Source organism: Aeromonas sp. ASNIH8, assembly GCF_002919855.1.
In the GTDB taxonomy this organism is placed as follows: domain Bacteria; phylum Pseudomonadota; class Gammaproteobacteria; order Enterobacterales; family Aeromonadaceae; genus Aeromonas; species Aeromonas caviae.
This window is the reverse complement of the sequence record NZ_PQLN01000004.1, coordinates 12958-25899: the sequence shown is the minus strand read 5'-3', so window position 1 is coordinate 25899 and position 12942 is coordinate 12958. Positions and strand designations below refer to the sequence as shown.

Annotated in this window: 12 protein-coding genes; all 12 read right to left on the bottom strand. The window is 63.2% G+C overall.

Annotated features, from left to right (window positions below; translation table 11 throughout):
* Nucleotides 1-71 precede the first annotated feature (71 nt).
* Entirely contained in the window at nt 72-335 is a 264-nt protein-coding gene (gene ybeD / locus C3418_RS02105; protein WP_010673756.1) for a DUF493 family protein YbeD, read from the bottom strand.
* Nucleotides 336-614: 279 nt separating this feature from the next.
* Nucleotides 615-1844 (bottom strand): D-alanyl-D-alanine carboxypeptidase family protein, encoded by a 1230-nt coding sequence (locus C3418_RS02100; RefSeq protein ID WP_010673757.1) that lies wholly within the window; start codon nt 1842-1844, stop codon nt 615-617.
* Nucleotides 1845-2009: 165 nt separating this feature from the next.
* A complete protein-coding gene (locus tag C3418_RS02095; protein ID WP_029314093.1) occupies nt 2010-2933 on the bottom strand; it encodes a septal ring lytic transglycosylase RlpA family protein in 924 nt (307 codons plus the stop codon).
* Entirely contained in the window at nt 2875-3873 is a 999-nt protein-coding gene (gene mltB, locus C3418_RS02090; protein WP_010673759.1) for a lytic murein transglycosylase B, read from the bottom strand. The genes C3418_RS02095 and mltB overlap by 59 nt, the downstream gene beginning before the upstream one ends.
* Nucleotides 3873-4976 carry a rod shape-determining protein RodA gene (rodA, locus tag C3418_RS02085; RefSeq protein WP_010673760.1) on the bottom strand — a complete coding sequence of 368 codons (1104 nt, stop codon included), beginning with the start codon at nt 4974-4976 and terminating at the stop codon, nt 3873-3875. Before rodA ends, mltB begins: the two co-directional genes overlap by 1 nt.
* The gene (gene mrdA, locus C3418_RS02080) at nt 4973-6886 is read right to left on the bottom strand and encodes a penicillin-binding protein 2 (protein WP_010673761.1); all 1914 of its coding nucleotides are present in this window, start codon (nt 6884-6886) and stop codon (nt 4973-4975) included. Before mrdA ends, rodA begins: the two co-directional genes overlap by 4 nt.
* Before the next feature lie 64 nt (nt 6887-6950).
* The gene (gene rlmH / locus C3418_RS02075) at nt 6951-7418 is read right to left on the bottom strand and encodes a 23S rRNA (pseudouridine(1915)-N(3))-methyltransferase RlmH (RefSeq protein WP_005298242.1); all 468 of its coding nucleotides are present in this window, start codon (nt 7416-7418) and stop codon (nt 6951-6953) included.
* Between the two features lie 21 nt (nt 7419-7439).
* A complete protein-coding gene (gene rsfS, locus C3418_RS02070) occupies nt 7440-7781 on the bottom strand; it encodes a ribosome silencing factor (protein ID WP_010673762.1) in 342 nt (113 codons plus the stop codon).
* A gap of 212 nt (nt 7782-7993) precedes the next feature.
* Nucleotides 7994-8647, bottom strand: a complete 654-nt coding sequence (gene nadD, locus C3418_RS02065; protein ID WP_010673763.1) for a nicotinate-nucleotide adenylyltransferase — start codon at nt 8645-8647, stop codon at nt 7994-7996.
* The gene (gene holA / locus C3418_RS02060; RefSeq protein WP_010673764.1) at nt 8641-9675 is read right to left on the bottom strand and encodes a DNA polymerase III subunit delta; all 1035 of its coding nucleotides are present in this window, start codon (nt 9673-9675) and stop codon (nt 8641-8643) included. The genes nadD and holA overlap by 7 nt, the downstream gene beginning before the upstream one ends.
* Nucleotides 9676-9702: 27 nt before the next feature.
* Nucleotides 9703-10185 carry an LPS assembly lipoprotein LptE gene (gene lptE, locus C3418_RS02055; RefSeq protein WP_010673765.1) on the bottom strand — a complete coding sequence of 161 codons (483 nt, stop codon included), beginning with the start codon at nt 10183-10185 and terminating at the stop codon, nt 9703-9705.
* Between the two features lie 112 nt (nt 10186-10297).
* Complete coding sequence (leuS, locus tag C3418_RS02050) at nt 10298-12874, bottom strand: leucine--tRNA ligase (protein WP_010673766.1); 2577 nt, start codon at nt 12872-12874, stop codon at nt 10298-10300.
* Nucleotides 12875-12942 lie beyond the last annotated feature (68 nt).

Below are 12942 nucleotides of genomic sequence, written 5' to 3'. Positions count from 1 at the left end.
GTCGGTACGGTCGCCGCTGCGACCGGGCGGCAAATAATCAGTCGCCCCGGTGGCGGGGCGAGAGAGGCAACTTACAGGACGTAACGAACCAGCTCGATCTTGCCAAGGGCGGTATACATGGCCTCGATGTGTTCCTTGCTCTGGGCGGTGACCGTCACCCGTACCGAGTGATAGTTGCCCTTGGAGCTAGGTTGAACGGTCGGGCTGTAGGTGCCGGGAGCATGTTGCTGCAGCACTTCCACCACCATGTCGGGCAGGGCGGGATCGGCCACGCCAAGCACCTTGAACGGGAACTTGCAGGGGAACTCCAGCAGTTCATCAAACTTGGTATTCATCTACTTCACCTTTCTGGGTCGCCGGGACGCGACGTCATCTTTACGTCTTTGAGGGCCGCCGAAACGGTCCCCTCATCTGCCCCCAGGGGACAGTTCCCAGTCTATATGGGCATGAGCCGCCTCGGGATCAAGACCCGGCGGTGCGGCAAGACGTGGAAATGCTGCTTTTTACCACAAATCGTCAGTCGGCGGAACCTGCAGATTACAGGGTTATTGACTGGACAGACCGCAAAAGACAGGAGCGGCGCCTGTTGGCGCCGCTGCTTGAGGAAGGGTCTGTTACTTGAACCAGCTGGAGACCAGCATCACCAGGTAATCCCACAGGCGGCTCATCAGGCCACCTTCCTGCACCTCTTCCAGGGCAACCAGGGGAACCTGCTTGATCTCCTTGTCCCCTTGCTTGAGGTACACGGTGCCGACGCGCTGGCCCTTGGCCAGGGGCGCCTTCAGCTCGCTCTCCAGCTGGAAGTCCGCCTTGAGGTTGTTGCCCTGGCCACGGGTGACCAGCACGGAGACGTCCTTGTCGACCCCCAGCTTCACTTCCGGCTTGTCGCCCATCCAGATCTTCTGGGTGACCAGTTCGGTGCCCGCCTTGTAGGGGGTCAGGCTCTGGAAGAAGCGGAAGCCGTAGGTGAGCAGCTTCTTGCTCTCGGCAGCGCGGGAGGCCTCGCTGTTGGCCCCCATGACCACGGCGATCAGGCGCATGCCTTCGTTGTTGGTGGCGGAAGAGACCAGGTTGTAGCCGACCTGGCTGACGTGACCTGTCTTGATGCCGTCAACCTGCAGGGATTGGTCCCACAGCAGGCGGTTGCGGTTGTGCTGGGTGATGCCGTTGAACACGAAGGACTTCTGGGAGTAGATCTTGTACTCCTCCGGCTGATCGTGGATCAGGGCCTGACCCAGGCGGGCCATGTCGCGGGCGGTACTGTAGTGGCCCTCTTCATCCAGGCCGTGGGGGTTCTTGAACTGGGAGTCCTTCATGCCGAGCTTGGCGGCCCAGGCGTTCATCAGGCTGGCGAAGGAGTCGGTGCTGCCTGCCAGGTGCTCGGCCATGGCGACGCAGGCGTCGTTGCCGGACTGGATGATGATGCCCTTGTTGAGATCATCGACGGAGACCTGCTTGCCCACCTCGATGAACATCTTGGAGGAGTCGGAGTAGTTCTTGGACCAGGCGTTCTGGCTGATGGTCACCATGTCGGTGCCCTTGATGTTCCCTTTGTGCAGCTCGTCGCCGACGATGTAGGAGGTCATCATCTTGGTCAGGCTGGCGGGGGGCAGACGCTCGTCGGCGTTCTGCTCGGCCAGCACCTGGCCCGAGAAGTAGTCGATCAGGATGTGGGCCTTGGCGGAGATCTCGGGCGCGGCAGGCACCACCATGGGGGCGCTGTTCAAAGTGGGGACCGGCTGGGCACTCGGCAGGGCCGAATCCGGGGTCGGAACAGGCTGGTTGGCCTGAGCGGTGGCGCTTAACAGGGAGGCCAGAATAACGGAGCGGGCAAATTTGGACATCTTGAAATTCCTGGTGCCTGGATGGGATGTACCCAAGTTGAAAAAAAGCGGGCCCCACTATACCAGATGTGCGTGTCGGTCATAGTCCGAGATGCGACCTGGACGGGATTTTATGGGATGGTCCCCGACCTCGCGTCGTATCCCGGCGCGAGGTCGGGGCGGGTATCAGGGCACGATGAAGGCCTGCTCCAACCCACCCTGGCGGATCTGCTCGAGCAGAGGGGCCTGCTTGTCGCTGGCCACGGGTCCGAGCAGGACGCGGAAGACGGCGCCATGTGCCACCACCTGGTACGGCACGCCATAGCGCTGGGTCATCACCTTGCCCATGGCCTCGGCCCGCGCCTGCGAGCCGCTGGCGAGCACCTGGATCATCTTGCCCTGGGTCGCACCGGCCTTGGGGGGGGAGACGGTGGTGGTTGCCGTGGCGGCAGGAGCAGGCGCGGCCTTGGCCGGTGCCGTGGGGGCCGGCGTCTCGTTCGCGAAGGAATTGGCTGCTGGCGCCGCAGGCTCCATGGGCGTCATCGGGGTCATGGGCACCATCTCTACCATCTGATCCGGCTGATCGGTGATGAGTTCGAGGCGCACCCGGGCCTCACCCCCTTCCACCATCTCCAGCTGCGCGGCGGCGGCGTGGGAGAGATCGATGAGGCGATCGCTGCCGAAGGGGCCGCGATCATTGACGCGAACTATGGTCTCCAGACCGTTGTCCAGATTGGTGACCCGCACGTAGCTTGGCAGGGGCAGGTTGCGGTGGGCGGCGCTGAACAGGGTGCTGTCCTGCACGTCACCGTTGGCAGTCTTGTTGCCGTCCAGATCCCGGGAGAGCCAACTGGCAGTGCCTTCCTCGCTGTAGTGCTTGACGTCGCGCCACACCTCAAACTTCTGCTTGCCGATCCAGTAGTCCCGGTTGCCGCTCTCGCTCATGGGTTCGGGGCGGGGAATGGCGCCGGTCGCCTGGGGAATCTCGATGACCTGGGGCTTCTCCTGGGGGATGGGCTCTGGCGGCAGCGGCTGGGGCTCGGGTTGGCTGCTACAGGCGGCCAGCAACAAGGTCAGGCTGAGGGGAAGAAGTTTGTGGCTGTAATGCATAAGCGTCCTGGATTGCTTGACTGAGTTGATGCACCGCCATCGCATAGAGAGGGCTGCGATTGTAGCGGGTGATCACGTAAAAATTGTGGCGCGCGACCCAGTATTCCGGTCCTTCGGCCTGCTCCATCGCCAGCAGTTTTACCGGCGTCTCGGGTGACGGCGGTGTGGCGACTTCTATGCCCGCAGCGGCCAGCTCTGCCCAGCGGTGTCTTAGCTCGGGCTCGGGTGCAAGCAGGGTACCTACTGGCGCCAATCCGATCAAGGCGGGCTCCACCACCGGCTCGCCCCAGCGCCAGTGGTGCAGGGCGAAGTAGTTGGCCACGCTGCCGATGGCATCTGCCGGGTTGGCGAAGAGATCCCGCTTGCCGTCTCCGTCGAAGTCGACCGCGTAGTGGCGGTAGCTGGAGGGCATGAACTGGCCCATGCCCATGGCGCCGGCATAGGAGCCCTTGAGATTGGTGAGCGGCCACTTCTCTTCCCGGGCAAGCAGCACCAGCTGGGCAAACTCCTTGGCGAAGAAATCCGCCCGTTCTGGGTAGTGGAATCCCAGGGTGTAAAGGCTGTCGAGCACCGGATGGCGGCCCATCTGTCGACCGTAAAAGGTCTCGATGCCGATGATGGCGACGATGAGGGAGGCGGGGACCTGGTAGGTCTGCTCGGCCCGTGCCAGGGTGGCGGCATGGCGCTGCCAGAATCCCACTCCGTCCCGGATGCGCTCCGGGGTGACGAACAGCGGCCTGTAGCGGTGCCAGGGCTTGGCTTCCCAGGGGCGGCGGATGGTGTCCAGTACCTCCTGGCGCAGGCTGGCCTGGGCGGCGGCGGCCTGCAACTCTGCCAGCGGCACCTGCTGCTGCTCGGCCAGCAGGCTGAGCCGGGCCGGCGAGACGGCAGCACCCGCCGTCAGGGTGCACAGAGATAGAGCCAGCCAGCCGAGCCGCATCAGGCGAGCAGCCGCCTGTGGGTCTGGATGGACATCAGAACGCCGAAGCCCGCCATCAGGGTCACCATGGAGGTGCCGCCGTAGCTCACCAGTGGCAGGGGAACTCCTACCACTGGCAGGATGCCGCTTACCATGCCCATGTTGACGAACACATAGACGAAGAAGGTCAGGGTCAGGGCGCCCCCCAGCAGGCGTTCGAAGCTGTTCTGGGCCTGCATGGAGATAAACAGGCAGCGGCTGATGATGTAGAGGTAGATGACCAGCAAGAGGGCCACTCCCACCAGACCGAACTCCTCGCTGAAGACGGCGAAGATGAAGTCGGTGTGGCGCTCTGGCAGGAATTCGAGCTGGGACTGGGTACCTTGCAGCCACCCCTTGCCGAACACGCCGCCGGAGCCGATCGCAATCTTGGACTGGATGATGTGATAGCCGCGACCGAGCGGGTCCTTCTCCGGGTCCAGCAGCATCAGCACCCGCTGGCGCTGGTAGTCGTGCATCAGGAAGAACCAGAGTACCGGCATGAAGGCGCAGATGAGCAAGACCGCGAGCCCGATGAGCCACCAGCTGATCCCCGCCAGGAAGATGACGAAGAAGCCGGAAGCGGCCACCAGGATGGAGGTGCCGAGATCGGGTTGGGCCGCGATCAGCAGGGTGGGCAGCAGCACCATCACCAGGGCGATCATCACATGGCTGAACTTTGGCGGCAGGGAGTGCCGGCTGAGCCAGGCGGCCACCATGATGGGCATGGAGAGTTTCATCACCTCGGAGGGCTGGAACTTCATGAAGCCGAGATCGAGCCAGCGCTGGGCCCCCTTTCCGATATGGCCGAACACGTCCACCGCGATGAGCAGCAGCACCACCACCGCAAACAGGGGCACCGACCAGCGGGCATAGAGGGAGGGCGGCAGCTGGGCCATGCCGATCATCAGACCGAAGGCCAGGGCGCCGCGCACCAGCTGGCGCACGATGGAGTCGAGATCCTGGCCCGAGGCGGAGTAGAGCACCACCATGGAGAGGGCCATCAGGGTCAGCAGGCCGAGCAGCAGCGGCAGGTCGATGTGCAGCTTGTACCAGATGCTCTGCTGGCGGGCAGAATTACTCATTGGGAAACGACCTCACTCGGTTGGGACGGCTTTTCCGGTGCCGGTGGCAACTGGGGTTCCGGCGGCAGCAGATAGGCATCCAGCATGTGGCGGGCGACCGGTGCCGCCATGGCGCTGCCGCCCCCGGCGTTCTCCAGCACCAGGGCGACCACCGCCTTGGGTGCCTCGAAGGGAGCGAAGGCGACGAACAGGGCGTTGTCGCGGTGCTCCACCTTGGTGGTGGCCGCGTTGTAGACCTGGTTCTCTTTCAGGCCCACCACCTGGGCGGTGCCAGACTTGCCCGCCGCCTTGTAGGGGGTATTGGCGAAGGCGCGGCGCCCCGTCCCTTCGTGGCCGTTGATGACGCGCCACATGCCGTCCTTGGCCACCTGCCAGTAGGTATCGCTCTTGGCGGCGATGGCCACGTTCGGGTTGATGGGGGCGTTGACCACGCCATCGGAGGAGGCTGTGCTCTTGAGCAGGTGCGGCGTCACGTCGTGACCGTTCTGGGTCAGGATGCTGATGGCCTTGGCGAGCTGGATCGGGGTGGCGCTCCAGTAGCCCTGGCCGATGCCGATGGAGATGGTGTCCCCCTGGTACCAGGGTTGACGCCAGCGGGCCATCTTCCAGTCCCGGGAGGGCATGACGCCCCGGGTCTCTTCATAGAGGTCCACGCCGCTGTACTGGCCGAAGCCGAACTTGGTCATGTAGCTGTTGATCTTGTCGATGCCGACCCGGTAGGCGAGATCGTAGAAATAGGTATCCGCCGAGACCTCGATGGCGCGATAGACGTCGAGCCAGCCGTGGCCCCAGCGGCGCCAGTCCCGGAACTTCTTGGTGGTGCCCGGGATGGAGAAGCTGGGCCCGCCGAAGTAGCGGTAATTGGGGGTGATCGCCCCCTCATTGAGCCCCATCACCGCCATCATGGGCTTGACGGTGGAGGCGGGGGCATAGATGCCCTGGGTGGTGCGGTTGACCAGCGGCCGGGCGGGATCGTTGAGCAGCGCCGAGTAGTTGGCGCTGGAGATGCCGGTCACGAACAGGTTGGGGTCGTAGCTCGGGCTCGACTCCATGGCCAGGATGGCGCCGGTGTTGGGCTCCATCATCACGATGGCGCCCCGGCGGCCGGCCAGCAGCTCCTGGGCTTTCAACTGCAGGCGGATGTCGATGTTGAGGTAGATGTCCTTGCCGGGCTCGGGGGGCTGGAATTTCAGGGTGCGCACCACCCGGCCGCGGTTGTTCACCTCGACCTCCTGATAACCCGCCACGCCGTGCAGCTGATCCTCGTAGTACTTCTCTACCCCCTGTTTGCCGATGTCCTTGGTGGCGGCATAGTTGGCGAGCTTCTCCTCCTTCTCGAGGCGCTCCACGTCACGGGTGTTGATCTTGGCCACGTAGCCCAGGGCATGGGTCAGGGTATCGCCGAACGGGTAGTAGCGCTTGAGGTAGGCCTCGATGCTGGCCCCCGGGTAGTTGTGCTGGTTGACCGAGAAGAGGGCGACCTGGTATTCGGTCAGCTTCTCGAACAGGGGCACGGGCTTGAAGCGGCGCTGACGTTTGACCTCGGCCAGGAACTTCTCCTTGGTCCCCTCCGGCAGGGCCAGCAGGGTGATGAGGTCGTCCGCGGTCTTCTCCAGGTTCTCGGTCTCTTCGGGCACGATCTCCAGGCTGTAGACAGGGCGGTTTTCCGCCAGCAGGACACCGTTGGCGTCGTAGATGAGGCCACGGGGCGGCGCCACCGGTACCACACGGATGCGGTTGTCGTTGGATCGGGTCTGATAAGTTTCGTAAGACTCTACTTGCAGGTAGTAGAGGTTAGCCAGCAGCACCAGCATGAGGGTGACCATGCCGATGTAGGCGACCAGGGTGCGCCGGAAGAACAGACGTCCCTCGGCACTGTGATCGCGCATTTCAATGCGATTCTTCAGCATGCCGTTACCTTGTGGCTGACGTGCGGGTGAGAGAGGAGAAATGCATGCTCAGGGTCGGCATGGGTCACTCTCTGTGATAAGGGTGATTGGTGGTGATGCTCCAGGCGCGATAGAGGCTCTCGGCCACCAGTACCCGCACCAAGGGATGGGGCAGGGTCAGGGGCGAGAGAGACCAGCTCTGCTCCGCGGCAGCCTTGCACTCGGGGGAGAGCCCCTCCGGGCCACCCACCAGCAGCGCCACATCCCGGCCATCCAGCTTCCAGGCTTCCAGTTGCACGGCGAGCTGCTCCGTGGTCCAGGGCTTGCCCGGAATGTCCAGGGTCACGATACGGGAGCGGCCGGCGGCGGCCAGCATGGCTTCCCCTTCCTTTTGCAGGATGCGGGGAATGTCGGCATTCTTGCCGCGCTTGCCTGCGCCGATCTCGACCAGCTCGAACGGCATGTCTTTGGGGAAGCGGCGACGGTACTCTTCGAAGCCATGCTCTACCCAGGCAGGCATCTTGGTGCCCACGGCAATCAACTGGATCTTCATCTTTGGTTACGCTGTCGCCCTTTATTGCGAATTGACCTGGGCGGCGCCGCTCCAGAGTTTTTCCAGCTGGTAGAAGTCGCGGTACTCATCCTGCATCACGTGGACGATGACCGACCCCATGTCCACCAGCACCCACTCACCGGTGAGTTCCCCTTCCACGCTCAGCAGGTCGAGCCCCGCATGACGGGCCTCGCTGGCGAGGTTGTGGGCGATGGCACTGACGTGACGATTGGAGTTGCCGGAGCAGATGATCATGGTGTCCGTGATGCTGGATTTGCCGCGCACATCGAGGGTGATGATGTCGCGGCCTTTCATGTCATCGATCTTGTCGACGATAAAGGCGAGCAATTCTTGGCCTTGCAATGTCTTCTCCTATCTTCCGGCGCCAGAGGGCGGCGGATTATATCATGGTCACTCCCGTTTCCCAGCCTGGCAAAGGGAGCATCGCCCGGGGAGGCGTCCCGTGGGGGAGGGGCCCCTTGACGATCACTATAGTGTGCAACCCGGCCTGGCAATAGTCAGGGCCGGGCCCGGTGCGCCCGGACGTGTCGGCTGATCCGCCTGCGTGGCGCCGTTTACTGCGTTGCCGATGAGCGGTAGAGCCCGTGGCGCCGGATATAGTCGGCGACCGGGTTGGGCAGCAGGTATTTGGGATCCTGGCCTGCCGCGAGCAGGGCACGCAGGCGTGTGGCCGACAGCTCGACGGGCAGGTTGTCACAAAGCCAGACATGACCGTGGCGCTGGCGATGGAGATCCTGAATGTCCCGGGTCTGGTGGCGGGCCAGCAGCTCGGCAACCTGGACGGAATAATCCGGTTGCCAGCCTGGGCGGCAGCTCACCACCAGATGGGCGTAATCGAGCAGCTCCTGCCAGCGGTGCCAGCCCGGCAGGCCGAGCAGGGAATCCATCCCCATCAAAAAGCAGAGCGGGGTGTCCGGCAGCTCGCTCCTCAACTCGACAAGGGTGTCGATAGTCCAGGAGGGGGTGTCGCGCCTGAGCTCCCGCTCATCCACCACGAATCCCGGGTTGTCCGCCGCAGCGAGCCGGACCATGGCGAGCCGCTGCTCGCTGGAGCAGAGCGGATTGGCCCGGTGGGGCGGGATATGGTTCGGGAGCAGGCGCACCTCGGCCAGACCCAGGGCGTCCCGTGCCTCGATGGCGGGCCTCAGGTGGCCGATGTGAATGGGATCGAAGGTGCCGCCGAGGATCCCGATGGGCGGTGTCAGCATGATTCCGTCTCCAGCAGGGGGAGCGGGGTACCGTCACGAAAGCCGAGGGCGATGGTTTGCAGCATCAGCCAGGCCTGTTCGGTGTCGAAATGGCGCTGGGCATGGTCCAGCTGGGCCATCAGTTGCCAGAGTTGCCGGATCTTGGGGAAGGGAAGCCGGGTCAGCGCCTGCTGGATGAGCTGCTGGCGGCTCTGCCAGATGCGCAGGCGGCTGAAATGCTCCACCAGGGGCTGTCCGGCGCGGGCGGCCAGCGCCAGCTCGGTGAGCTGCTCCAGCTCGCGGCACAGGGTCCAGGCCAGCATGCCGGGTTCGGTGCCCTCGGCGCGCAGGGCCAGCAGGATGCGCTGGGCCCGGTTCACCTTTCCTTCCAGCAGGGTATCGACGAGCTGGAAGGGAGTGAAGTGGGCGTGGCGGATGATGGTCTCCTGCAGATAGGCGACGCTGATGGGCTGGGGCGGCGAGAGCAGGGTCAGCTTCTCGATCTCCTGGCTCGCGGCCAGCAGGTTGCCCTCGTAGGCGTGGCACATGAAGTTGACCGCATCCGGCAGTGCCTTGAGGCCGAAGCGCTGAAAGCGGGCGCTCATCCAGCGCGGGAAGAAGCGGGGCTCGGGGTGGTTGACCGGTACATAGGTGCCGCTCTGGCTCAGCTTGTCGAACCAGGCCGCCTTCATCTGGGTCTGGTTGAGGCGGGGGCCCGAGAGCACCAGCAGCAGGTCGGGGTGGAGCTGCTTGCCAATGTCGCTGATGCGGGCGGCGAGATCCTTGTCGATCTTGGCGGGCAGCTCCAGCTCGATGATCTGGCGGGCCGAGAACAGGCTCATGGCCTGGCAGGCATCGTAGACCTGGTTCCAGTCCAGCCCCTGTTCCACCACGAAGCTGTGGCGTTCATCGAAGCCCTGTTTGCGTGCCACCTGGCGCACGGCGTCGACGGCTTCCAGCTTGAGCAGGGGCTCGTCCCCAAAAATGAGATAGCAGGGCTTGAGCCCTGCCTTGAGATGATCCGCAAACTGCTCGGGATAGACTCTCATCAACACCCTCTCATCAAGATACGCGCATCAGAACTTGACCTGACTGAGCTGGCGAATAACCAGGTTGGCGGCCTGCTCCTGCATCTCCTTGCCGAGCTGTTCCTGCTCGCGGGAGGAGGCGAGTGCCGCATCCGGCTTGTTCAGGAAGCTGCGGTTGAAGGTGATGGGGAAGACCTGGGTCGGTTTGCCCGGCATGACCACGGTGAACTGGGTGCTGTAACTGAGCAGGTATTCGCGGTCCTGGCCGATGGAGTCGACGGAGGCGACCTGGCTGCGGCTACGTACCCCGGCCAGGGTCAGCACCGGGATGCCCTCCTTGTCGGCGAGCTGCACGCCAGCGGCCTTGAGGCGGGTGGTGACCAGTCGGTAGAAGTCGCTCTTGTTGTCACCGACCACTTTCATGGTCATCAGTTCGGGGGGAATGGCGGTGCCCCGCATCTGAAAACCGCAGGCCTGCAGCAACAGTCCTGCCAGCACGATGGCCATCCAGCGCGTGAAGATGGTGCCCATAAAAAATCCTCTTTGCATGAAGGGAAGAGCGGCGGGCGCAGGGCCCGCCGTCATCATCCGTGTGTCGTCAGCCCCTGGCCCAGACCGTCGGCCGCCGCCAGGGGAGGCGTCATCAGTTGGCCACGATGTTGAGCAGTTTGCCCGGCACGTACACGACTTTGCGCACGGTCAGACCGTCGGTGAACTTCTGTACGGACGCATCGGCCATGGCCAGCTTCTCGACGTCGGCCTGGCTTATCTCGGCCGGCACGGTCAGCTTGCCGCGCATCTTGCCGTTGATCTGCACCACCACCAGCTTCTCGGTCTCGACCATGGCCGCTTCGTCGGCCACCGGCCAGGCCGCGACATCGATGTCCCCTTCCTTGCCCAGCATCTTCCACAGCTCGAAGCCGATGTGCGGGGTGATGGGGTAGAGCATGACCACGACCGCTTCCAGCGCTTCCTGCATCAGGGCGCGATCCTGAGCGTCGCTGCCCAGTTTTGCCAGGTTGTTCATCAGCTCCATGATGGCAGCGATGGCGGTGTTGAAAGTCTGACGGCGACCCACGTCGTCGCTCACCTTGGCGATGGTCTTGTGCAGCTCGCGGCGCACGGCTTTCTGGTCGCTGGTGAGGGCGGCGACGTCCAGTGCGGCAACGGCGCCACCGGATACGTGCTCGAAGGTGATGCGCCACAGGCGACGCAGGAAGCGCTGGGCACCCTCTACGCCGGAGTCGGACCACTCCAGGGTCATCTCGGCCGGGGAGGCAAACATCATGAACAGACGGACGGTATCGGCGCCGTAACGCTCCACCATCAACTGCGGGTCGATGCCGTTGTTCTTGGACTTGGACATCTTGGTCATGCCGGAGTGGATCACTTCACGACCCTCAAGGTCGACCGCCTTGGTGATGCGGCCCTTGTCGTCACGTTCCACCTTGACGTCGAGGGGGCTGACCCAGACGTTGCCGCCCTTCTCATCCTTGTAGTAGAAGGCGTCGGCCAGCACCATGCCCTGGCAGAGCAGGCGCTTGAACGGCTCGTCGCTGTTCACGAGGCCCGCATCACGCAGCAGCTTGTGGAAGAAGCGGGCGTAGAGCAGGTGCATACAGGCGTGCTCGATGCCGCCGATGTATTGATCCACCGGCAGCCAGTGGTTGGCAGCCGCCGGATCCAGCATGCCCTTGTCGTAGTCCGGGGAGCAGTAGCGGGCGTAGTACCAGGAGGACTCCATGAAGGTGTCGAAGGTATCGGTCTCGCGGAACGCTTCCTGGCCGTTGTAGGTGGTCTTGGCCCACTCGGCGTCGGCCTTGATCGGGCTCTGGATGCCATCCATCACCACGTCTTCCGGCAGCAGTACCGGAAGCTGATCTTCCGGGGTCGGCACCACGGTACCGTCCGCCAGGGTCAGCATGGGGATGGGAGCGCCCCAGTAGCGCTGACGGGAGACACCCCAGTCGCGCAGACGGTAGTTGACGGTGCGCTTGCCCTTGCCGAGCCCTTCCAGCTTGTTGGCGATGGCATCGAAGGCACCCTGGAAGTCGAGGCCGTCGAACTCGCCGGAGTTGAACAGCACGCCCTTCTCGGTATAAGCCGCTTCGCTCACGTCGACGTCACCATCAACCGGCTTGATGACAGGCTTGATCTCGAGGCCGTACTTGGTGGCGAATTCGTGGTCACGCAGGTCGTGACCCGGTACCGCCATCACGGCGCCGGTGCCGTAGTTCATCAGCACGAAGTTGGCGACCCAGACGGGCACCTTGCGGCCATCCAGCGGGTGAATGGCGTAGAGGCCGGTTGCCATGCCCTTCTTCTCCATGGTGGCCAGTTCAGCTTCGGCTACCTTGGTGTTCTTGCACTCTTCGATGAAGGCGGCCAGCTCCGGATTGTTCTGGGCTGCTTGCTGCGCCAGCGGGTGACCGGCGGCGATGCCCACATAGGTCACACCCATGAAGGTGTCCGGACGGGTGGTGTAGACCTCGAGGTGCTCGGCCTGACCGTCGATATTGAAGCTGATGTTGACCCCTTCGGAGCGGCCAATCCAGTTGCGCTGCATGGTCTTGACCATCTCCGGCCAGCCTTCCAGATTGTCGATGTCGTTCAACAGCTCTTCGGCGTAGTCGGTGATCTTGATGAACCACTGAGGGATCTCTTTTTGTTCCACCGGGGTGTCACAGCGCCAGCAGCAGTTGTCCACTACCTGCTCGTTGGCCAGCACCGTCATGTCGTTCGGGCACCAGTTGACGGAAGAGGTCTTCTTGTAGACCAGGCCCTTTTCGTAGAGCTTGGTGAAGAACCACTGCTCCCAGCGGTAGTAGTCCGGCTTGCAGGTGGCCAGCTCCCGATCCCAGTCATAGCCCAGACCCAGCATCTTCAGCTGGTTCTTCATGTATTCGATGTTTTCGTAGGTCCAGGGGGCCGGCGCCGTGTTGTTCTTGATGGCGGCGTTTTCTGCCGGCAGGCCGAAGGCGTCCCAACCGATGGGTTGCAGCACGTTCTTGCCATTGAGCCGTTGATAACGGGAGATCACATCACCTATGGTGTAGTTGCGAACGTGCCCCATGTGTAGACGACCAGACGGATAGGGGAACATGGAGAGGCAGTAGAACTTTTCCTTGTCTACTTTCTCCACCGCCTTGAAGGTTTTCTTGGCATCCCAGTGCTTCTGCACTGCTGGTTCTATGGATTGGGGAACGTATTGCTCTTGCATTGGTGACATCCGGATCTGTGAAATGAATAGATAAAACGGCTGGGAAATCCCGATAGAATACCCATATC